The sequence below is a fragment of the Tomitella gaofuii genome (genome assembly GCF_014126825.1).
Lineage (GTDB): Bacteria > Actinomycetota > Actinomycetes > Mycobacteriales > Mycobacteriaceae > Tomitella > Tomitella gaofuii.
On record NZ_CP059900.1, the window covers coordinates 2,834,636 to 2,855,854 of the forward strand.

14 protein-coding genes and 1 pseudogene are annotated in these 21,219 nt (G+C 70.3%); 5 read left to right on the forward strand and 10 right to left on the reverse strand.

Annotated elements, in window-relative coordinates; genetic code table 11:
• Positions 1-113 precede the first annotated feature (113 nt).
• Both uvrB and H4F70_RS13105 read right to left on the reverse strand, forming a co-directional pair.
• Positions 114-2,276, reverse strand: a complete 2,163-nt coding sequence (gene uvrB, locus H4F70_RS13100) for an excinuclease ABC subunit UvrB (protein ID WP_182357503.1) — start codon at positions 2,274-2,276, stop codon at positions 114-116.
• 114 nt (positions 2,277-2,390) lie between these two features.
• Positions 2,391-3,665 carry a hypothetical protein gene (locus H4F70_RS13105; RefSeq protein WP_182357504.1) on the reverse strand — a complete coding sequence of 425 codons (1,275 nt, stop codon included), beginning with the start codon at positions 3,663-3,665 and terminating at the stop codon, positions 2,391-2,393.
• A gap of 109 nt (positions 3,666-3,774) precedes the next feature.
• On the opposite strand from H4F70_RS13105, the gene H4F70_RS13110 reads away from it, so the two are divergent.
• Positions 3,775-4,311 carry a ribonuclease FAU-1 family protein gene (locus tag H4F70_RS13110; RefSeq protein ID WP_182357505.1) on the forward strand — a complete coding sequence of 179 codons (537 nt, stop codon included), beginning with the start codon at positions 3,775-3,777 and terminating at the stop codon, positions 4,309-4,311.
• Between the two features lie 48 nt (positions 4,312-4,359).
• Here the strand turns inward: H4F70_RS13110 and coaE are convergent, their stop codons facing one another.
• Together coaE and rpsA are read right to left on the reverse strand one after the other, a co-directional pair.
• Positions 4,360-5,253, reverse strand: a complete 894-nt coding sequence (coaE, locus tag H4F70_RS13115; protein ID WP_308316836.1) for a dephospho-CoA kinase — start codon at positions 5,251-5,253, stop codon at positions 4,360-4,362.
• Between the two features lie 146 nt (positions 5,254-5,399).
• Positions 5,400-6,887 carry a 30S ribosomal protein S1 gene (gene rpsA, locus H4F70_RS13120; protein ID WP_182349293.1) on the reverse strand — a complete coding sequence of 496 codons (1,488 nt, stop codon included), beginning with the start codon at positions 6,885-6,887 and terminating at the stop codon, positions 5,400-5,402.
• A gap of 237 nt (positions 6,888-7,124) precedes the next feature.
• On the opposite strand from rpsA, the gene H4F70_RS13125 reads away from it, so the two are divergent.
• On the forward strand, positions 7,125-8,015 hold the full coding sequence (locus H4F70_RS13125; protein ID WP_372497591.1) for a class I SAM-dependent methyltransferase: 891 nt from the start codon (positions 7,125-7,127) through the stop codon (positions 8,013-8,015).
• A gap of 42 nt (positions 8,016-8,057) precedes the next feature.
• On the opposite strand, the gene H4F70_RS13130 is transcribed toward H4F70_RS13125, so the two are convergent.
• The 4 genes from H4F70_RS13130 to H4F70_RS20635 form a co-directional block, all read right to left on the reverse strand.
• Complete coding sequence (locus H4F70_RS13130; RefSeq protein ID WP_182360397.1) at positions 8,058-8,810, reverse strand: amino acid ABC transporter ATP-binding protein; 753 nt, start codon at positions 8,808-8,810, stop codon at positions 8,058-8,060.
• Between the two features lie 65 nt (positions 8,811-8,875).
• Positions 8,876-9,823: an amino acid ABC transporter permease gene (locus tag H4F70_RS13135; protein ID WP_182357507.1), complete on the reverse strand. Its 948-nt coding sequence runs from the start codon at positions 9,821-9,823 to the stop codon at positions 8,876-8,878.
• A complete protein-coding gene (locus H4F70_RS13140; protein ID WP_235681561.1) occupies positions 9,820-10,704 on the reverse strand; it encodes an ABC transporter substrate-binding protein in 885 nt (294 codons plus the stop codon). The genes H4F70_RS13135 and H4F70_RS13140 overlap by 4 nt, the downstream gene beginning before the upstream one ends.
• A gap of 106 nt (positions 10,705-10,810) precedes the next feature.
• Positions 10,811-11,656: a patatin-like phospholipase family protein gene (locus H4F70_RS20635; RefSeq protein ID WP_182357508.1), complete on the reverse strand. Its 846-nt coding sequence runs from the start codon at positions 11,654-11,656 to the stop codon at positions 10,811-10,813.
• Positions 11,657-11,854: 198 nt separating this feature from the next.
• Between H4F70_RS20635 and H4F70_RS13150 the strand changes: the two genes are divergently transcribed.
• The 3 genes from H4F70_RS13150 (at position 11,855) to H4F70_RS13160 (ending at position 17,529) form a co-directional block, all read left to right on the forward strand.
• Complete coding sequence (locus tag H4F70_RS13150; RefSeq protein WP_182357509.1) at positions 11,855-14,290, forward strand: glycerol-3-phosphate 1-O-acyltransferase; 2,436 nt, start codon at positions 11,855-11,857, stop codon at positions 14,288-14,290.
• Positions 14,287-15,741, forward strand: a complete 1,455-nt coding sequence (locus H4F70_RS13155; RefSeq protein WP_235681103.1) for an HAD-IB family hydrolase — start codon at positions 14,287-14,289, stop codon at positions 15,739-15,741. The genes H4F70_RS13150 and H4F70_RS13155 overlap by 4 nt, the downstream gene beginning before the upstream one ends.
• A gap of 129 nt (positions 15,742-15,870) precedes the next feature.
• A complete protein-coding gene (locus H4F70_RS13160; protein WP_182357510.1) occupies positions 15,871-17,529 on the forward strand; it encodes a methionine/alanine import family NSS transporter small subunit in 1,659 nt (552 codons plus the stop codon).
• 111 nt (positions 17,530-17,640) lie between these two features.
• Here H4F70_RS13160 and polA read toward each other — a convergent pair.
• Both polA and H4F70_RS13170 read right to left on the reverse strand, forming a co-directional pair.
• Positions 17,641-20,435, reverse strand: a pseudogene (gene polA, locus H4F70_RS13165) (DNA polymerase I).
• A 40-nt stretch (positions 20,436-20,475) separates the two neighbouring features.
• Positions 20,476-21,099, reverse strand: coding sequence for an ANTAR domain-containing response regulator (locus H4F70_RS13170; protein WP_182357511.1), 624 nt, complete (start codon positions 21,097-21,099; stop codon positions 20,476-20,478).
• Between the last annotated feature and the right edge of the window lie 120 nt (positions 21,100-21,219).

The window sequence follows — 21,219 nt, forward strand, 5'->3', positions numbered from 1 at the left end:
CCCCCGGCGACACGGCGTGATCGGCCGTGCCGCGGCTTCCCGCGTCCCCAGGTGACTTTATCGTCAGTCGGCCGTCCACACATACTTTTACGCGGCACCGCACACCGCTCGTCTCAGCCGATGCCGGCCTCGTCCATTCCGCGCAGTTCCTTCTTGAGTTCGCCGACCTCGTCGCGCAGCCGTGCGGCCAGCTCGAACTGAAGGTCGCGCGCGGCGGCCATCATCTGGTCGCTGAGCTGCGCGATGAGATCGGCCAGCTCGGCCCGCGGCATCGACGAGGTGTCGCGGCCCTCGTAGATGCCGGCGCTCACCGCGCGGCCCGCCTCCCCCTGGGCGCGCCGGCCGCGGCTCGCATTGCGCCCGGAACCGCCCACCTCCACCAGCTGGTCGACGTCGTCGGCCTCCTCGTAGACGCGGTCGAGGATGTCCGCGATCTGCTTGCGCAGCGGAGTGGGATCGATGCCGTTCTCAGTGTTGTAGGCGATCTGCTTCTCACGACGACGCTCGGTCTCCTCGATGGCCTGCGCCATCGAATCGGTGATGCGGTCCGCATACATGTGCACCTCGCCCGAGACGTTGCGCGCCGCACGCCCGATCGTCTGGATGAGGCTGCGGGTACTGCGCAGGAAGCCCTCCTTGTCCGCGTCGAGGATCGCCACCAGCGAGACCTCGGGCAGGTCCAGGCCCTCGCGCAGCAGGTTGATGCCCACCAGCACGTCGTACTCGCCCAGGCGGAGCTCGCGCAACAGCTCCACACGGCGCAGCGTGTCGATGTCCGAGTGCAGGTACCGCACCCGAATGCCGAGCTCGAGCAGGTAGTCGGTGAGGTCTTCGGCCATCTTCTTGGTCAACGTGGTGACCAGGACGCGCTCGTCGCGGGCCGTACGCTCCCGGACCTGCTCCACGAGGTCGTCGATCTGGCCGTCCGTAGGCTTGACCACCACCTTGGGATCCACCAGACCCGTCGGCCGGATCACCTGTTCGACGAACTCGCCGCCCGTGCGGCCCATCTCATAGTCGCCCGGAGTGGCCGACATGTACACCGTCTGCCCCACCCTGTCGGCGAACTCGTCCCAGGTCAGCGGTCGATTGTCGGTGGCCGACGGCAAGCGGAACCCGAAGTCCACCAGGTTCCGTTTGCGGGACATGTCCCCCTCGTACATGGCGCCGATCTGCGGCACGGTCACGTGCGACTCGTCGATCACCAGCAGGAAATCCTCGGGGAAATAGTCGAGCAGCGTCGCGGGCGCCGAGCCGGCCGGGCGGCCGTCGATGTGCCGCGAATAGTTCTCGATGCCGGAACAGAACCCGACCTGCCGGATCATCTCGAGGTCGTAGTTGGTGCGCATCCGCAGCCGCTGCGCCTCGAGGAGCTTGCCGCGGTTCTCCAGGTCCGCCAGGCGCTCCTCGAGCTCCGCCTCGATATCGCGCACCGCCCGCTCCATGCGCTCCGGGCCGGCCACGTAGTGCGTGGCGGGGAAGATCCGCAACGCGTCGACCTTCTTCACCGCCTCGCCGGTGAGCGGATTGAGGTAGTAGAGCGCGTCGATCTCGTCGCCGAAGAACTCGATGCGCACCGCCAGCTCCTCGTAGGCGGGGATGATGTCGACCGTGTCGCCCTTGACCCGGAACGATCCGCGGGTGAACGCCATGTCGTTGCGGGTGTACTGCACGTCCACGAGCAGCCGCAGCAGTTGGTCGCGCGGCACCTCCACACCCACCTCCAGCGGGACGGAGCGGTCCAGGTAGGACTGCGGCGTGCCCAGGCCGTAGATGCAGGACACGGAGGCGACCACGACGACGTCGCGGCGCGAGAGCAGGCTCGACGTGGCTGAGTGGCGCAGGCGCTCGACGTCGTCGTTGATGGACGAATCCTTCTCGATGTAGGTGTCCGTCTGCGCGATGTACGCCTCGGGTTGGTAGTAGTCGTAGTAGGAGACGAAGTACTCCACCGCGTTGTGCGGGAGCATCTCGCGCAGCTCGTTGGCCAGTTGCGCGGCGAGGGTCTTGTTGGGCGCCATGACCAGCGTGGGCCGCTGCACCTTCTCTATCAGCCAGGCCGCGGTGGCGGACTTGCCCGTGCCCGTGGCACCGAGCAGCACGACGTCGCGCTCTCCCCCGTCCAGGCGCCCGGAGAGCTCGGCGATGGCCTTCGGCTGGTCGCCGGAGGGCGTGTACTCGCTGACGACCTCGAAATGGCCGTCGGCACGCTCGATCGACCCGATGGGACGAAACTCCGACTGCGCGACTACGGGATGTTCCGACGCGAATGCCATGCACCCAGGCTAACCGCCGGGACCGACAACAACGCCGGGTCGTGCGCGCCGCCGGTCGGGCGGGTGGCGCACGGGACGAGCGCGTCACCATCCGTCGCAGACCGACACCGGCCGTCACCGTCCACGCGCGGCGGTGAGCTCCTCGATCTCCCGCTCGACCTGACTGCGGCAGCCGAGGGCGTTCCAGTCGCCGGAGTCCGCCTCCTCGCCGAGCCGGTGCAGATCGTCGGCGAGCAGCATCCGGCCGCCGGTGCGGCCGACGAGGCCGTCGATGCGGTCGTCCAGTGATTCCGCGCGCTGCGCCGCGCTCTCCGCGCGCAGCCCCGCATCGAGCCGCCCCATCGCCTCCGCGATGCGGTCGAAGGACACGAGTCTTTCCACGAGCCGGTCCCAGACCGGCCGCAGCGCCCGTGAGCGCGCGTCGATCTCCCCCAGCGCCCGCCCGCCGGACGCCGCGGACCGGGCCGCCGCCAGTTCACCGGCCAGGCTTTGCAGCTCTGCGGCGTCCCGCGCCAGCTCCACCAGCTCCCGTGCGAGGTCCACGCGGCCCCGATGCACCGCGAAAGCCTCCGAGTTCCACGCCTCCGATCGCCGGATGCTGTCGAAGTACCGGCCGCACAAGTACACGAGGGTCTCGTACGAGTCGTGGAACGACGCGCCCGGCTGCGCGTGCTGCGCCTGCTCCCCCGCACCCGCCCACCGTTCGATGCGCTGCAGCGCGGCCGGCACCGCGGCTGCCGCGGCGCCGCGCGCGGAGCCCTCGCCCCGGTCGGCGGCGGCCCTGCGGCCGGCCGCCGCATCCCACTTCGCCGCCGCCATGTCCACCAGATCGGTGACCGCCGCCTGCCCGAAACCGACTATGCGTCCGCGTCCCTGCGACACCGGCGCCGGGGTCCAGCACAGCAGCCCGAACACCTGCTCACGCTGGTCCAGCGTCAGATGGATGCCCTCGCGACGTTCCCGCCGCACACCGCGAAGCCCGCCCCCGTGCACGATCAGCGACGCCGCCACCCGCGACCGGGTGGCGCCGAGCCGGCGTCGCAGCAGATCCGCGCGGTGGTTGCGCAGCATCGCGCGCGCCCCGCCCGGCGCCGCCCCGGCGCCCGTATCGCATGCACGCAGCCGTTCCGCATCGTCGCGCAGCCGGGTGTAATCGCCGATGGCCGGCACCCCGATCCCCGCGCGGGCCCGCACGGTGAGCACCTCGCGCAGCGCGTCACCGGAACGCCCCGCCGCGATGTACAGCGCGGCAAGGTCGGACAGATCCGGAACCGGGCCCGGGACCACGGATCGCGCACACCACGTGTGCAGCGCCGCCACCCGTCCGGCCCGCTGCGTGTCCCCGTCCTGCTGCGGCGCGCCGGGCACCGGCCCTCGGTCCATCGACATTCCGCCTCCCGTTCACCGCGTTCCCGTCCAGAATGCCGGAATCGCCGGCGGCGCGCACCGCGCGGAAGAACCCACCGGGCGGCCGCGGACGTGCGATGCTGATGGTGCCATGAGCGACGCAACCGCCCGAGCCCCGCAGGCCGCCGCACACCCTCCCAAGCACGAGACCTTCGACCTGCGCGGGCAGACCAATACCGACCCCAAGGGTTTCGTCCGGCCGGTCGACGAGTACCGCGTCGAGGCCTGGGGGCTCTACATGGCGCGCCCGGCCGACCACGAGCGGTTCCACTACCTGGAATCCTGGCTGCTCCCCGACCTGGGCCTGCGCGCATCGGTCTTCCACTTCACGCCGGGCAACGAACAGGACCAGGACCACTACGTGGACATCGGCGTGTTCGAGGACCACGGCGGGCGGTGGACGTCCGAGGACCACTATCTGGATCTGGTGGTCCGGACAGGCATGGGCACCGAGGTGCTCGACGTCGACGAGCTCTTCGACGCCGTCGCCGCCGGTTTCCTCACCGCGCACGCGGCGGAGACCGCGGTGTCGCGGGCGTTCGCCGCCGTCGACGGCATCGCCGCGCACGGCCACGACCTCACCGCATGGCTCGCGGCGCGGGGAATGCCCATCGCGTTCCGCGATTGATCCCGATCCGCCGTGGAGGAGCACGGTCCGCCACCGAACGGCTCGCGCCTACGTGACGACGTCGACCGTCGCCGCAGCACCGGGGTCCGCGCTGCGGAACCGCGACGCGCCGGCCGGGACGAGTCCCGCCCCCCGCATCCGCGCCGCCATCGCGTCGGCCGTCACATCACCGGACACCCGCACCGTTGCCGCGACTCCCTCGCCGTCCGCATGCGCGGCAACCTCCGCCGCGTCGCCGCCGAGCGCCGTCCGCAACCGTTGCGCCAGACGGCGCGCGGCCCCCTCTTCCCCGTCGGGATTCGCGGCGACGGCGGCCTCCGGCACGGGCTGCGCCACCTCCCCCGCCGCAAGGTTGCGCGCGAAGGGCACCAGCCGGTGTTCCCACAACCGCCCGACCGCGGGGTCCAGCGCGCCCGGCCGCCCGGAGTTGTCCAGCCACACGTCGGCCGCCGCACGCCGCTGATCCTCGGTGGCCTGTGCCGCGATACGCGCGCGGGCGTCGGCCTCGTCCAGCCCGCGGCTGCCGACGAGCCGCGACACGCGGGTCTCCTCGTCGGCGTCGACCACGACCACCAGGTGGAACAACGGACCCATCGCCCCTTCCACCAACAGCGGAATGTCCTGCACCACAATCGATCCGGCGGGCGCTGCGTCGATACGCTCCTGCGTGCGGGCGCCGATCAGCGGATGCAGGATGGCGTTGAGGCGCAGCCGGGAGGACTCGTCGGCGAACGCCACCGACGCCAGCGCCGGCCTATCGAGCGTGCCGTCCCCGGCGAGGATCCCGCCGCCGAATTCCGACGCCAGCTCGGCCAGCCCGGGCGTGCCCGGCTCGACGACCTCGCGGGCGATCGCGTCGGCGTCGATCACCGTCGCGCCCGCGCGCGCCAGCACCTTCGCCACCGTCGACTTGCCCGCCCCGATACCTCCGGTCAACCCCACTCTCAGCACGCCGTCGAGTCTTCCACACGGCGGGCGCCGACCACCGTGACGGGGCGGCGTCCGCACATAGGGCAGGGCCCCGGATCCGTCACCCGGATCCGGGGCCCTGCCTGCATTCCGCCGGCGTGCGCCGGGGCGTGCGTCGATCAGTTGTTGCCGGCGAGCTTCTCGCGCAGCGCGGCAAGCTGCTCGTCGCTGGCCAGCGAACCGCCGGACGCGGCCGGAGCCGGGCTGCCCGACGACTGCGACGCGGAGGACGGCGCACCGTCGCCCTCGCCGCCCGACGAGTAGCTGCCGCCGCCCGCGGCCTCTTCCGCCGCGTCGGCCGCCATCTTCTCGATCTGCGCGGTGTGCAGACGGTGACGACGCTCCGCTTCCTGGTAGCGCGCCTCCCACGCCTGACGCTGCTCGTCGAAGCCCTCGAGCCACTCGTTGGTCTCGGGGTCGAAGCCCTCGGGGAAGATGTAGTTGCCCTGCTCGTCGTAGCTGTCGGCCATGCCGTAGCGCGACGGGTCGAACTCCTCGGTGTAGTCCTCGTTGGCCTGCTTGAGGCTCAGCGAGATGCGGCGGCGATCGAGGTCGATGTCGATGACCTTGACCATCGCGTCGTCGCCCACGGACACGACCTGATCCGGGACCTCCACGTGGCGCTCGGCCAGCTCGGAGATGTGGACGAGGCCCTCGATGCCCTCCTCGACGCGGACGAACGCGCCGAACGGCACCAGCTTGGTGACCTTGCCGGGCACGATCTGGCCGATGGCGTGCGTGCGCGCGAACTGACGCCACGGGTCTTCCTGGGTGGCCTTGAGCGACAGGGACACACGCTCGCGGTCCATGTCGACGTCGAGCACCTCGACGGTGACCTCGTCGCCCACCGTGACGACCTCGGACGGGTGGTCGATGTGCTTCCAGGACAGCTCGGAGACGTGCACCAGGCCGTCGACACCGCCGAGGTCGACGAACGCGCCGAAGTTGACGATGGAGGACACGGTGCCCTTGCGGACCTGCCCCTTCTGCAGCTGGTGCAGGAACTCGCTGCGGACCTCCGACTGGGTCTGCTCCAGCCAGGCGCGGCGCGACAGGACCACGTTGTTGCGGTTCTTGTCCAGCTCGATGATCTTGGCCTCGATCTCCTTGCCGACGTACGGCTGCAGATCGCGGACGCGGCGCATCTCCACCAGCGAGGCGGGCAGGAAGCCGCGCAGGCCGATGTCGAGGATCAGGCCGCCCTTGACGACCTCGATAACGGTGCCGGTGACGGCCTCGTCCTTCTCCTTGAGCTCCTCGATGGTGCCCCAGGCGCGCTCGTACTGGGCGCGCTTCTTCGACAGGATCAGCCGGCCGTCCTTGTCCTCCTTGGTGAGGACGAGGGCTTCGACCTCGTCGCCGACGGCGACGACCTCGTTGGGGTCGACGTCGTGCTTGATCGACAGCTCACGCGAGGGGATCACGCCCTCGGTCTTGTAGCCGATGTCGAGCAGCACCTCGTCGCGGTCGACCTTGACGATGGTGCCCTCGACGATGTCGCCGTCGTTGAAGTACTTGATCGTCTTGTCGACTGCGGCGAGGAAGTCCTCGGCGGTGCCGATGTCGTTGACGGCGACCTGCGGCGAGGTGGAAGTAGAGGTGGGCATTGGGTGAGTAGCTCCGAAGGGGTGTGTGGTTGTGTTGGCCGGCCCGCCCTGCAGTGCGGTCCGACGCATCTGTCGGTCAAGTGGCATCCCGGGCGCTGCCGGGACAATGGTATCCCGGGCGTCGCCGGGACGATGCTGCAGCCGTCGCGCGCGTCCCCCGCGACCCGTTTCCAGGCCCCGCCCGCAGTGGACCAACCGGGGACATGCGCACCGCGCGACATTACTAGAGTTGCGTACGTGCAGGCAAATGTGCATTCGAACGGAGAAGGAAGCGGTGAACCCGACCGGCATCGGGGCGCCGAAGACACGCTGGGTGCAGGTCACGTGGTGCGCCTCGATCTGGGTTCCCGGGACAGCGAGCGGGCCAGCCGGCTGTGGTGGGACGCCGACGCCGACGACTACCACCGGACCCATGCCGGGTTCCTCGGCGTGGATGCCGAGGACGGCGATTTCCTCTGGTGCCCCGAAGGGCTGCGCGAGGCGGACGCACAGCTGCTCGGCCCCACCGCGAGCCTGGCCGGGATGCGGATCCTGGAGGTGGGCTGCGGTTCGGCGCCCTGCGCCCGGTGGCTTGCCGCACAGGGCGCGGACGTGGTGGCGCTGGACCTGTCGATGGCGATGCTGCGCCGCGGCGCACAGTCGATGGCGGACGGGCGACGGGTGCCGCTGATCCAGGCCGGCGCCGAGCGCCTGCCGGTGCGCGCGCACAGCTTCGACGCGGTGTGCTCGTCGTTCGGCGCGGTGCCCTTCGTCGCCGATTCCGCGGGCCTGATGCGTGAGGCGGCGCGGGCACTGCGTCCCGGCGGCCGGTGGGTGTTCTCCGTCAACCACCCGATGCGCTGGGTGTTCCCCGACGACCCCGGCCCCGTCGGCCTCACCGCGGCGGTGCCGTACTTCGACCGCGCCCCGTACGTGGAGGTCGACGACGACGGCCGGCCGATCTACGTCGAGCATCACCGGACCATCGGCGACAGGGTCCGCGAGATCACCGCGGCCGGCCTGGTGCTCGAGGACATCGTGGAACCCGAGTGGCCGGAACACCTCGAACGCGAATGGGGCCAGTGGAGCCCGCTGCGTGGACGCCTCTTTCCCGGCACCGCGATCTTCTGCTGCCGCAAGCCGGAGTGACGCGGAGCCGGAGAACCACCCCGGCGTCCTCGCCCCGCCCCCTCAGAGCAGCTTGGACAAGAACGCCCGGGTGCGCTCGTGCTGCGGGTCTTCGAGCAGCGCGCGCGGCGGCCCGGATTCCACCACCACTCCCCCGTCCATGAACACCAGGGTGTCCGCGACCTCGCGGGCGAACGCCATCTCGTGCGTCACCACCACCATCGTCATGCCCTCGGCGGCGAGGTTCTTCATCACCCCGAGGACCTCGCCCACCAGTTCCGGGTCGAGTGCGGACGTGGGTTCGTCGAAGAGCATCAGCTTGGGCTCCATCGCCAACGCCCGGGCGATGGCCACCCGCTGCTGCTGGCCGCCGGAGAGCTGCGCAGGGTAGGCGTCGGCTTTGGCGGCGAGTCCCACCTGTGCGAGCAGTGCGGAAGCCCTCTCGACGGCGTCCTTCCTGCGCAGCCTCCGGACCAGCATGGGCGCCTCGATCACGTTCTCCAGCGCGGTGCGGTGCGGGAACAGGTTGAAGTGCTGGAACACCATGCCGATATCGCGACGCTGCCGGGCCGCCTTTTTGGGGTGCAGCTCGTAGAGGCGGCCGCCGCGCTCGCTGTATCCGACCAACTCGCCGTCGACGTAGAGACGCCCGGCGTCGACCCTCTCGAGGTGGTTGATGCACCGCAGGAAGGTGGACTTGCCGGAGCCGGACGGACCGATCAGGCACAGCACCTTTCCCCGCTGCACCTCGAGCGAGACGCCCTTGAGCACCTTGAGAGCCCCGTAGTTCTTGCAGACCTGATCGGCGAGCACCATCGGCGGCGCCTGCTCGCCGGCGCGCGCAGTCGCCTCTTCCCGCGTGGTCCCCTCGTCGTTCGTCATCAGTGCGCCCCCGTCGCCTCGGCCTGTTCACGCTCGAGCGCCCTCCGCTGGCGTGCGGTGAGCGTGCGGCTGGCCCCCTTGGAGAAGTACTTCTCCAGGAAGTGCTGCCCGATCATGAGCACGCTCGTGATCGCCAGATACCACGTGGCGGCGACGAGCAGCAGCGGGATGGGCTCGAAGATCACCCCGGCGATATCGCGTTGACGGCCGTAGAGCTCGAGCGTGTACGGCACGGCGCTCACCAGCGACGTGGTCTTGAGCATGCCGATCAACTCGTTGCCGGTCGGCGGGATGATCACCCGCATCGCCTGCGGCAGCACCGTGCGCCGCATGGTCTGCCACCAGGTCATCCCCAGCGCGGTCGAAGCCTCGGTCTGGCCCTCGTTGACCGACGAGATGCCGGCACGGACGATCTCCGCCATGTAGGCCGCCTCGTTGAGCCCCAGCCCGATGATCGCGAAGACGAACGCCGCATTGAGGTCCTGCAGATCGATGTGCGTGAATTGGTAGACGAACGGGATCCCCAGATCGATCCGCTTGTAGATGGCCGGGAACAGCCCCCAGAACACCAACTGCACGTATACCGGCGTGCCGCGGAAGAACCACACGAACAACCACGACGAGCCGCGCAGGACCGGGTTGGGCGAGAGCCGCATCACCGCGAGCGCTACGCCCAGGACGATCGCGAGCAGCATCGACAGGACCGTCAGCTGAACGGTGTTCCACGCCGCGCTGCTGATGCGTTCGTCGAACAGGTAGCGCCCGTAGGTTCCCCACCCGTACGCCTCGTTGGTGGCGGCGCCGTAGACGAACAGCGCGAACAGCACCACGATGATCACGGCCGCCGCCCAACGCCCCGGGCGCCGCAGCGGTACGGCGCGGATGGGTGCGGGCTCGGCCGGCGCCACGGTGCGCGCGCCGGGCCGGGATGCGTCGGGACCGGTCATGATGCGGCCGCGTTGATCCGCGAGGTCGTGATCATTCCTGCCTCCACTCCCCAGTCGTCGGCGATGGTGCGGTACACGCCGCTGTCGATGAGATGCTGCATCGCCTGCTGCAGCGCGGGCCCCAACGGCGAGCCCTTGCGCACCGGCCAGCCGTACGGCGCGGAGTCCTTCACCGGGCCCGCGAAGGCCAGTCGGCCGTCGGCGCGCTTGATCGCGTACGCCGTCACCGGCAGGTCAGCGGAGAACGCGTCGACCCGGCCGAGCAGCAGCGCGTTGGTGGCGTCCGCCTGGCTCAGGTATTTGATCTTGTGCACGGGGGGCTTCCCCGCCGCTTCGCACGCCGCGCTCACCTCGGGGACCTCCACGATGTCCTCGGTGGTCCCGGTCTGCACCGCGACGCGCAGGCCGCAGGCGTCGGCGGGGTCGATGTGGTCGCCGGTCTGCTGCGCCCACCGGATGCCGGACCGGTAGTAAGTGACGAAGTCGACGGCGTTCTCCCGCTCGAGCGTGTCCGTGAACGACGACATCCCCAGGTCGTACGTGCCCGCCTGAACCGCGGGGATGATCTTGTCGAAGTCGGCCTGCTCGTACCGCACCGTCAGGCCCAGCACCGCCGCCACCGCGTTCATCAGGTCCACGTCGAACCCGACGATCGTGCCCGACGGGTCCTTGAACTCGTTGGGCGCGTACGGCGGGTTGGTGCCCACCACCAGCCGGCCGGCGGCGCGGATCTGCTCCGGCACGAGCGCAGCGATGGACGCGACGGGCTCGATGTGCAACGGGGTGCGCTCCGGCACGGTGCCGTCGTTGTTCTTGACGCAGCCCGCCAGCACCAACGCCAGCGCGCCGACCAGGGCGATGCACGCGGCCGACCACCGCACAGGACGGCGTCCCGCTCGGGGCCCGTCCTGCGCGGACACCTCCACTGAACTGCGCTCCGGCACGCGGACAGGGTACGCGTTACGCGCGCCTCCGCCGCACACCGACCTACAGCGACAGGGCGATGCCCACGCGCATCGCCTCGGCCCGCCCCTGCCGAAGACCCGCCTCCGCGGCCGGGCCCCGCGTGGAAGGATCCATCGGGTCGACGCCGATGGCGTTGAGCGACGCGGCATCCGGGTCGATCACCGCGCTGCGCACGGCGGCGCCCAGCTCGGCGAGCTCGGCGTCGAGCCCCGGTCCCACCAGAGACACGGTGAACGGCGCGACGACGAGGACTTCGGTGCATCCGGCGGCCTGGCCGGCGTGCGTGGGCGACGCCATCCCGCCGTCGAAGTACTGCCGCCCGTCGACGGTGACCAAGGGGAAGATGCCCGGGACCGCGCACGAGGCGGCCACCGCCTCCTCAATCGCCACGCCGGAGTGCCGGTCCCACACGCGCACCGCGCCCGTCTGCGCGTCCACACCCGTCACGCGCAAGTCCACGTCCTGCGGCCAGGCGCCGGGCACCATGGCCGCCATGGACGCGACGTACGGCCCCTCCGGCACGGTCTGCGCGGCCCGCGCCAGCGCGCCCATGCGGCGCAGCAGCTCGTCACGTGGGCCCGGCGTGCCCAGCAGCTCCGCCCACGCGTCCGCGTCCGCCGTCAGCGGGGCCCTGTCCGCGCGGGCCCCGTCGCCGCCCGACGTCCGTGGATGGCGCTGCTGCTCGAGCAGCTCCGCCACGTCCACCCCCGCCGCCAGCGACGCGCCCACCACCGAGCCCGCCGAGGTTCCGACGATCCGGGAGACGCCACCCAGGTGCACGCCGACCTCCGCGAGGCCCGCGATCACTCCGACCTCCCACGCGATCCCGGCCACCCCGCCACCCCCGAGCACCACTGCCAGCGTCATCTGCCGCCTCCTGACCTCGCGCGCCCCCCGCACACCCCGCCCGCCCCTCGAAACCTACCTGCAGCACCCGCCGGTCGTCCGCGCATTCGTCCGCAACCGGGTTCCAGCGCCCGCACACCCGGTAGGTTCATCGATGCGGCGGGTGGCGACACGATCGCCCCGCCGGAACGAGCGTTCCGACGCGGCGAGGAGGGAACGATGGGGACCGGGGGTCCGGAGACGGTGGTGCTGGCGCAGACGTCCACGCCGCTGGAACGCCGGCTGATCGAACAATGGCTCAGCGAGGGCGCCCCCGGGCACGACGGGATCGCGCCGGGCACCGTCGTGCGCAGCCTGCCGCTGTCGGCACGCCGGCTGGCTTGCGCGCTGGTGGACCGCACGGACGATCCTCTGCTGCTGCCCGCGAAGATCACCTGGCTGCCTCCGGAGCGGGGCGGCAGCCGCAGCGCCCGCATCAGCGACGTCATCGCGTTGACCAACCCGCGCAATCCCAACCGGCTGATCCAGCGGCACATCGTCAAGTCCGCCCCCGACCGCTGGCGGGTCGTCACCGGCGAGCCCGCGCCGCTGAGTGAGCTGCGGGCGCGCTTCTCCGCCCTCTCGGAATGCGACGACGACGGGTCGCCTGTCGCGGGCGCTGCAGGCGCGGCGGGCACGGCGGACGCTGCGGGGTCGGCGTCGGTACCGGCGCGGACCATCACCACCGCGCAATCCGGCGCGTTCGCGCGGTTCATCGTCAACACCGCGGTGGTGACGCTCGCGCGCAGCGAACGCGAACTGCTCGGCGAACGCTACAAGGTGCCGCGGGTGGTGGCCGAACAGATCATGGATTCGCCCCGGTTCCGGCACCGCGTCGAGGAACTGGGCCGGGAGAAGGGCCTGACGGAGAAACAGGCGCTGGAGCATGCGCAGGCCAGCCTGGACGGCCTCGTCGCCGTGCAGAGCCGCCTGGTCTCCGACGTCTTCACTCAGATCATGCACCCGCTCTACGGCAACGCGTGGACGGTGGACGCCGACGCATCGCGGCTGGCGGAACTGCGCGAGCTCAACAAGGCGCGGCCGCTGGTGTTCCTGCCGTCGCACCGGTCCTACGCGGACGCCTTCGTACTGGGCGACGTGCTGGCCCGCAACGACTTTCCGCGCAATCACCTGCTGGGCGGCGCAAACCTGCAGTTCTGGCCGATCGGCGCCATCGCCAAACGCACCGGCACCGTATTCATCCGGCGCAGCTTCGGCGACGACACCATCTACAAGGCCGCGCTGGAGGAGTACTTCGCCCACCTGCTGTCCAAGCGGTTCAACCTGGAGTGGTACTTCGAAGGCGGGCGCACCCGCACCGGCAAGCTCCGCAAACCCAAGTACGGTCTGCTCGCCTACGTCGCGAACTCGGTGCGCAGCGGCAGGGTCAACGATGCGCTCCTCGTTCCGGTATCCATCACCTACGAGCGCATGGCCGAGGTGGGCGCGGTGGCCGCCGAGCAGATGGGCGCAGCCAAGCAGCCGGAGGGGCTCAAGTGGATGGCCCGCTATGCCCGCGGGCAGCAGCGGCGCGCAGGGAACGTGTACGTGCGGTTCGGCGATCCGCTCTCGCTGCGCGACCACCTCGCCGCCGCCGGCGACCCGGACCTGGCGCCCGGACCGGACGCCGGGGAAACGGCCGACGAGCGCGACGCCCGGGCACGCCTTGCACTGCAGAAGACGGGGATAGAGGTGGCGGTGGGCATCAACCGGGCCACCCCGGTCACCATCAACTCGCTGGTCACCCTGGCACTGCTGGGTGTCCGCGACCGCGCGCTGACACTGAGCGAGGTGGCCGCCGTCATCGCGCCCGTACGCGAGTACCTGGACCGGCGCGGCATCCCCCAGGGCGAGCTCTCCGTCCTCGACACCGACGCCGGGCTGGCGAACGTGCTCCGCAGACTGGCCGACGGCGGCGTCGTCACCGTCTACGACGGCGGCGTCGAGCCCGTCTACGCCATCGAACCAGGCCAGCACATCGTCGCCGCCTTCTACCGCAACAGCGGCATCCACTGGTTCGTCAACCGCGCGATACTCGAGCTGGCCATCGTGCACGCGCACCAGAGCTCCTACAGCGACCCGGCACGCGCCGGCTGGGAGGAGTCCAAGCGGCTGCGCGACCTGCTGAAGTTCGAGTTCTTCTTTCCAGAGCGCGACACCTTCGAAGCCGAGCTGAACGCCGAACTCGAGCTGGTGGCACCGGAGTGGCGCAGCGCGATGCCGTCGGCCGACGTGGTGCTCGAACGGCTGGTCGGCACCGGGTTCTTCATGGCCCACCGCACGCTCCGCTCGTTCTTCGGCGCCCAGCTCGTGGTCGCCGAGCGGCTGGCGGCCAGGACGCCCGGCACGCCGTTCGACCGCGCAGCATTCCTCGCCGAATGCTCGGCTGTGGGCCGCCAGATGCTGCTGCAGGGGCGCCTGTACGGACCGGAATCACTCTCACTGGAACTGTTCGCCGCCGCGGTGGAGCTCGCCCACAACCGGGCCCTGCTGGGTCCCGGTGGCCCGGAGCTGACGGGAAGGCGTGAGCAGTTCGCGGAACAGCTCCGGTCGATCAGCCGGGCACTGGCCGTCACCGAGTCCCTCGACGTCTCCAACAGGAAGGAGCAGCCGTGACCGCCGACGACACCGCGATGCAGCCGCTCGACGCCGCGCTGGCACGCATCGCCGCCGCCCCCGACGGTCCCGGTGTGGCGGCGATGTTCGACTTCGACGGCACCATCGTCCACGGGTACTCCGGCGTGCACTTCTTCCGCGACCGCCTGACGGCGGGCAAGGTGGGGCCGCGCGAACTCCTCGGTACGGCCGTCAACGGGCTGCGCGGCACGGACAGCGAGGCCGAGTTCGAACGCTTCGTCGCCGTCGCGTTCCGCGCGTGGGCCGGGCACACCGAGGACGAGCTGCAGCAGGTGGGGCGCGGCGTCTTCGAGAACACCCTGGCGGGGCTGGTCTATCCGGAGGCCTGGCGTCTCATCGAGGCGCACAAGCGCAAGGGGCACACACTCGTCATCGCATCGTCGGCGTCGCGCTACCAGTTCGAGGCCGCAGCCGAGGCGCTGGGCGTGGACCATCTGCTCTTCACGCCGCTCGAGGTGGTGGACGGGGTCCTCACCGGGAAGGTGGACGGCGCGTCGCTGTGGCGCAGCGGCAAGGCCCGGGCCGCACGCGCGTTCGCCACCGCGCACGACATCGACACCGCCGCGAGCTTCACCTACTCCAACGGCGGCGAAGACGTCGAGTTCCTCGCCACCACGGGCCACCCCACGGCGGTGAACCCGGACAAGAACCTCACCCGCGCTGCCGACGAACGCGGCTGGCCCGTGCTGCGGTTCCGGCCGCGCGGCGCGTACAACGTCAAGGACCTCGCGCGCACCGCCGTGTCGCTGGGCACGCTCGCCGGGTCGGTGGGCACCGGTGTGGGGCTGGGTTTGCTCAACCTCGACCGCCGTCTGGGGATCGACGCCGTGTCCGCCATCGCGCCGGAGACGATGCTCGCGACGGCCGGGGTGCGCGTGGACATCCACGGCGAGGACAACGCGTGGAAATCGCGGCCGGCGGTGTTCATCTTCAACCACCAGAGCTTCCTCGACACCGTGCTCATCGCCCGGGTACTGCGCGAGGGGTTCACCGGGGTCACCAAGAAGGAGATGGCGACCAATCCGCTGTTCGGCCTGCCGCTGCGCATCGCCGGGGCCACCTTCGTGGACCGGCAGAACACGGACAAGGCCAAGGAGGCCCTGCGGCCGGTGGTCGACACCCTGCGGTCGGGCACGTCGCTGGTCGTCTCCCCCGAGGGCACCCGCTCGCTGACCCCGTCGATCGGCCGGTTCAAGAAGGGCGCGTTCCACATCGCGATCCAGGCCGGCGTGCCCGTCGTCCCCATCGTCATCCGCAACGCGGGCGAACTCATGGCCAAGGGCGCCAAGCTGGTGCGCTCGGGCACCGTGGACATCGCGGTCCTGCCCCCGATCGACGTCTCCGAGTGGGACCCTGCGGACCTGCAGCCGCACATCGATGCGGTCGAAACCCTCTACCGCGATACGCTCAACGACTGGCCGCGCGGATGAGAAGGTGATCGTGCGAAGCCAAGGGGCCCGAACCGGCCCGGCGCCGCGCGTTCCACGGGCGGTGTCATCCCCGTAGCCGCACCAGGGGCGCATGGGCGGCGACGGGGCACATACGAGGAAGGGAACGCGATGACACAACCGGCCGACGCCGAACTGTCGCCGGGCCGCGAGGCCTGGTCCAGACGTTCGGTATTCATCCTCGCCGCGATCGGGTCCGCCGTGGGCCTGGGCAACATCTGGCGCTTCCCGTACGTCGCCTATTCCAACGGCGGCGGCGCGTTCATGATCCCCTACCTGGTGGCGCTGCTCACCGCGGGCATCCCGCTGCTGTTCCTGTACTACTCGATCGGCCACCGGTTCAAAGGCTCGCCGCCGCTGGCCTTCCGGCGCATGTCCAAGCGCGCCGAAGGCCTGGGCTGGTGGCAGGTGGGCATCTGCTTCATCATCGCCGTGTACTACGCGGTCATCATCGCCTGGGCGGCGCGCTTCGCCATCTTCTCCGCAAAGGGCGATCTGTCCAACCCGGAGAAGGCGGGCGCGGCCTTCTCGAACCTCACCAAGGCCGACCAGTCGACGTTGGGATTCGACTATGTCGCGGGGGTCGCATGGCCGCTGCTGATCACGTGGATCGTCGTCATCGCGATCCTCGCCTTCGGCGTGCAGAAGGGCATCGGCGCCACGTCGCAGTTCTTCGTGCCGGTGCTCGTGCTCCTGTTCATCGCCGTGGTCATCCGGGCGCTGTTCCTCGACGGATCCGGCGCCGGTCTCGACGCCCTGTTCACGCCCGATTGGGGCGCGCTCACCGACTCGTCGGTATGGATCGCCGCGTACGGCCAGATCTTCTTCTCGCTTTCTGTCGGCTTCGGCATCATGATCACCTACTCGTCGTACCTCAAGCGCAAGACCAACCTCACCGGCGCGGGCCTGGTGGTCGGATTCTCCAACAGCGCGTTCGAGATCCTCGCCGGCATCGGCGTGTTCGCCGCACTCGGCTACATGGCCGCGGTCCAGGGCGTGCCGGTGATCGACGTGGCGGACAGCGGCATCGGACTCGCCTTCGTCGCCTTCCCCACGATCATCTCCACGATGTGGGGCGGCTCGATCTTCGGGCTGCTTTTCTTCATCTCGCTGATCTTCGCGGGGATCACCTCGCTGGTGAGCATCATCGAGGTGATCATCTCCGCCGTGCGCGACAAGACGGGAATGGGCCGGGTGCCTGCGACGTTCCTCGTCGGCGCCGCGGCGACGATCGTCTCGATGGTCTTCTTCCCCACCCGCAGCGGCGTGACGGTGCTCGACACAGTCGACCACTTCGCCAACGAGTTCGGCATCGTCGGGGCCGCGCTGACCTCGGTCGTCGTCGTCACCTGGCTGCTGCGCAGGCTGCCGAGCCAACGCGACCACCTCAACGGGGTGTCCTCGTTCAAGCTCGGCTGGATCTGGATGGCCTGCGTCGGCGTGATCACCCCGATCGTCCTGGCCTACATGCTCATCGACCAGATCATCGACACCGTGAACAACGGGTACGGCGACTACGGCGGCGGGCTCGTCGCCGGATTCGGGTGGGCGCTGCAGATCGCGCTCATCGTCATCGCGGTGGCGGTCGGGTTCACCGGGTGGCACAAGTCCGCGGACACCCCCGTGGAATCCGACGACGCCGTCGCAGTGAGGGAGCTGATCATGGGCGCATCCGCCATCGTGATGATGATCGTGGCATTGGTGACCGTGTGGGGCGGGCTGCTGGTCAGCGTCATCCACCTGCACAACCACCCGGACGAGGAGGAATAGCCGGCCGGGCCCCGTCCCCCGTGAACCCCGAGTGGGGCGGTCTCCGGTGCCGATCGCGATGTCGGCACCGGAGACCGCCCCACTCGGCGTCTGCGGGTGCTGTGGCCGCGGCTAGTGCGCCGCCTCGTCCCACGTGCGGCCGGCCCCGATGGACACCTCCAACGGCACCGACAGTTCGACGACGCCCGACATCTCCGCGCGGAGCAGCTCCTCGACCCGCGCACGCTCGGCCGCCACCACCTCCACCACCAGCTCGTCGTGCACCTGCAGCAGCACCCGCGAACGCAGCTGCTCGGCGCGGCGAGCGCGCGCTGCAGGTTGATCATGGCGACCTTGATGATGTCGGCGGCACTGCCCTGGATCGGCGCGTTGAGGGCCGCCCGCTCGGCGATGTCGCGACGCTGACGGTTGTGGCTGTTCAGGTCGGGCAGATAGCGACGCCGGCCGTAGATGGTCTCGGTGTAGCCGTCCTTGCGGGCCTGCTCCACCACCTCGTGCAGGTAGTCGCGCACCCCGCCGAACCGCGCGAAGTACGCGTCCATCTGCTCCTTCGCCTCGCCCGCGGAGATCTTGAGCTGCTGGGCCAGGCCGTAGGCGCTGAGCCCGTACGCCAGGCCGTAGCTCATCGCCTTGACCCGGCGGCGCAGGTCCGCGGTGACCTCGTCGATGGGCACCCCGAAGGCCCTGGCCCCCACGAAGTTGTGCAGGTCCTCGCCGGAGCGGAACGCCTCGATGAGCCCCTCGTCGCCGGACAGGTGCGCCATGATGCGCATCTCGATCTGCGAGTAGTCGGCGGTGACGAGCGTGTCAAACCCCTCGCCCACCACGAAGCCGTGGCGGATCTGCCGGCCCGCCTCGGTGCGCACCGGGATGTTCTGCAGGTTCGGCTCGGTGGACGAGAGCCGCCCGGTGGCCGCGACGTTCTGGTTGAACGTGGTGTGGATGCGACCGTCGTCCGCGACTGTCTTGAGCAGCCCGTCCACGGTGACCTTGAGGCGGGTGGCGTCGCGATGCTCCAGCAGATGTTCGAGGAACGGGTGCCCCGTCTTCTCGAACAACGTCTGCAGCGCGTCGGCGTCGGTGGTGTAACCGGTCTTGGTGCGCTTGGTCTTGGGCATGTCGAGCTTGTCGAACAGCACCGCCTGCAGCTGCTTGGGCGATCCGAGATTGATCTGTTCGCCGTCGATGGCCGCATAGGCGGCGTCCGCGGCCTCGGCGACCCGCGCGGCGAACTCGGAGCGCAGGTTGTGCATGTGGTCCCCGTCGACGGCGATGCCGGCGGCCTCGAGCTCCGCGAGCACAAACAACATCGGCAGTTCGATGTCCGAGAGCAGCGGGCCCGCCTCGATGGCGTCCAGCTCGGCGTCGAACGCCGCGGCGAGATCGAGCGTGGCCCGGGCACGCAGCATCTGCTGCTGGGCGTCGCGCTGCAGTGCCGACTCGTCCGCGTCCGGGTCGGCCGTGCCGCCGGCGTCGAGCAGCGTCATCTGTGCATCGTCGCCGGGGTCGTCGGCCCGCAGCTCGCGCTGCAGGTAGCGCAGCGACAGGTCCTCCAGGTCGAACTTGCGCTGGCCCGGCCGCAACAGATAGGCGGCCAGCACCGTATCGCTGGTGACCCCGCCCAGCGTCCAGCCCCGCCCGCGCAGCGCGTGGATCGCCCACTTTCCGTCGTGCAACGCCTTGGGCCGGGTCTCGTCGGCGAGCCATGCGCCCAGCGCCTCCTCGTCCCCCGGGGAGAGCTCGGTGGTCCGCACGTAGCCGCCGGCGCCGTCGGCCGCGGCGAACGCCAGCGCCTCCGCATCGGCGCCGTACACCGTGTGCGGCGAGACCACGGTGATCCCGTGCCGCGCGCCAGGGCCGGCATGCTCGGACAGCCACGCGGAGAGCGCGTCGGGGGCGATCACCTCGCCGTGCACGTCGAAGCCCTCGTCGGCCTCCGGCTCGGAGGACGTGAGGGCGGCGAAGAGGCGGTCGCGCAGGACCGCGAACTCGAGCCGGTCGAACACCTCGTGGATCCGCTCGCGGTCCCACGGGGCCACTTCGAGCTGGTCCGGCGTGTACTCCAAGTGCATGTCGCGGATCATCTCGGTGAGGTCGCGGTTGGTGAGCACCTGTGCAAGATTCTCGCGCAGCGAATCGCCCACCTTGCCGCGCACCTCGTCGGCGTGCTCCACCAGGCCGTCGAGAGAGCCGTACTCGCGGATCCACTTGGCGGCCGTCTTCTCCCCCACCCGCGGGATGCCAGGAAGGTTGTCGCTGGGGTCGCCGCGCAGCGCCGCGTAGTCCGGGTACTGGGCCGGGGTGAGCCCGTACTTGCCCTCGACCTCCTCCGGCGTGAAGCGGACCAGGTCGGAGACCCCCTTCTTGGGGTAAAGCACCGTGACGTCGTCGGTGACCAGCTGCAGCGAGTCCCGGTCGCCGGTGCACACCAGCACCCGGTACCCGAGCTGCTGCGCCTGCGTGGCGAGCGTGGCGATGATGTCATCCGCCTCGAACCCGTCCACCTCCATCGTGCGGATGTTCAGCGCCTCCAGCACCTCCTTGGCCAGCGGCACCTGACCGGAGAACTCGTCCGGCGACTTGGCACGGTTGGCCTTGTACTCGGGGAACTTCTCGGAGCGGAACGTCTTGCGCGACACGTCGAACGCCGCGGCCACGTGCGTGGGGGCCTCGTCGCGCAGCAGGTTGATGAGCATCGAGGTGAACCCGTAGACGGCGTTGGTGTGCTGGCCGGTGGAGGTGGAGAAGTTCTCCACCGGCAGGGCGTAGAACGCGCGATACGCCAGCGAATGCCCGTCCAGCAGCAGCAGAACCGGGCGCCCGTCACCCGACCCGGATGCGGATGCCGGCGCTGCGCCGGTGACGTCGGGCTTGCTGGACGCGGGGCTCTTCGCTGCGGGACTCACGCCGACGAGTCTATGTGCCCGCTCCGACGTCCACCGCCCCCTATGTCGAGTCACCGATGGTGTCGACGATCGTCCTCGCCACCGCCTTCATGGTGGTGCGCCGGTCCATGGCCGCGCGCTGGATCCACGCGAAGGCCTGCGGCTCGGTCATCGCGTCGGCGGCCATGAGCACGGATTTTGCGCGCTCGATGAGCTTGCGGGCGTCGAGGCGGTCGGCCAGGTCCTGCACCTCGCGTTCGAGCGCGTGCAGCTCGGCGAACCTGCTGACCGCGAGCTCCACAGCGGGCACCAGGTCTGAGACGAAGAACGGCTTGACCAGGTAGGCCATGGCGCCGGCGTCACGCGCGCGCTCCACCAGCTCCCGCTGACTGAACGCGGTGAGGATCACGACCGGGGCGATGCGGCGCGACGCGATCTCCGAGGCCGCGTCGATGCCGTCGCGGCGGGGCATCTTGACGTCCATGATGACCAGGTCCGGCTTCAGCTCGGCAGCCAGATCCACGGCCCGCTGCCCGTCTGCGGCCTCCCCCACCACCCGGTAGCCGACCTCGGTGAGCATCTCGACCAGGTCCAGGCGGATGAGGGCCTCGTCCTCTGCGACAAGCACCCGACGGGGCTGCTGTGCCGTCCGATACCTACCGGCGTGCGCGGAGTCGTCCGCCATGTGCCCTGCCCTCCGCCCTCGTCGATCGCCTGGATGCACCGGGCCCGAGACCGTGCACCGCGCTCCGGAACAAATCCTATGGCCCGGGCGCCCGGTCCGGACGCGGGAGGCGCGATCGGC

Bases quoted from the DNA above. Each gene is read 5' to 3' on its own strand.
- H4F70_RS13130 (WP_182360397.1), bottom strand. From the start codon at position 8,810: ATGGTGCTCGCCGATCAGGTCTGCAAGAACTACGGGGCTCTCAAGGTG.
- H4F70_RS20635 (WP_182357508.1), bottom strand. From the start codon at position 11,656: ATGACGCTGGCAGTGGTGCTCGGGGGTGGCGGGGTGGCCGGGATCGCG.
- uvrB (WP_182357503.1), bottom strand. From the start codon at position 2,276: ATGGCATTCGCGTCGGAACATCCCGTAGTCGCGCAGTCGGAGTTTCGT.
- H4F70_RS13160 (WP_182357510.1), top strand. From the start codon at position 15,871: ATGACACAACCGGCCGACGCCGAACTGTCGCCGGGCCGCGAGGCCTGG.
- H4F70_RS13110 (WP_182357505.1), top strand. From the start codon at position 3,775: ATGAGCGACGCAACCGCCCGAGCCCCGCAGGCCGCCGCACACCCTCCC.
- H4F70_RS13150 (WP_182357509.1), top strand. From the start codon at position 11,855: ATGGGGACCGGGGGTCCGGAGACGGTGGTGCTGGCGCAGACGTCCACG.
- rpsA (WP_182349293.1), bottom strand. From the start codon at position 6,887: ATGCCCACCTCTACTTCCACCTCGCCGCAGGTCGCCGTCAACGACATC.
- H4F70_RS13135 (WP_182357507.1), bottom strand. From the start codon at position 9,823: ATGACCGGTCCCGACGCATCCCGGCCCGGCGCGCGCACCGTGGCGCCG.
- H4F70_RS13105 (WP_182357504.1), bottom strand. From the start codon at position 3,665: ATGTCGATGGACCGAGGGCCGGTGCCCGGCGCGCCGCAGCAGGACGGG.
- H4F70_RS13170 (WP_182357511.1), bottom strand. From the start codon at position 21,099: ATGGCGGACGACTCCGCGCACGCCGGTAGGTATCGGACGGCACAGCAG.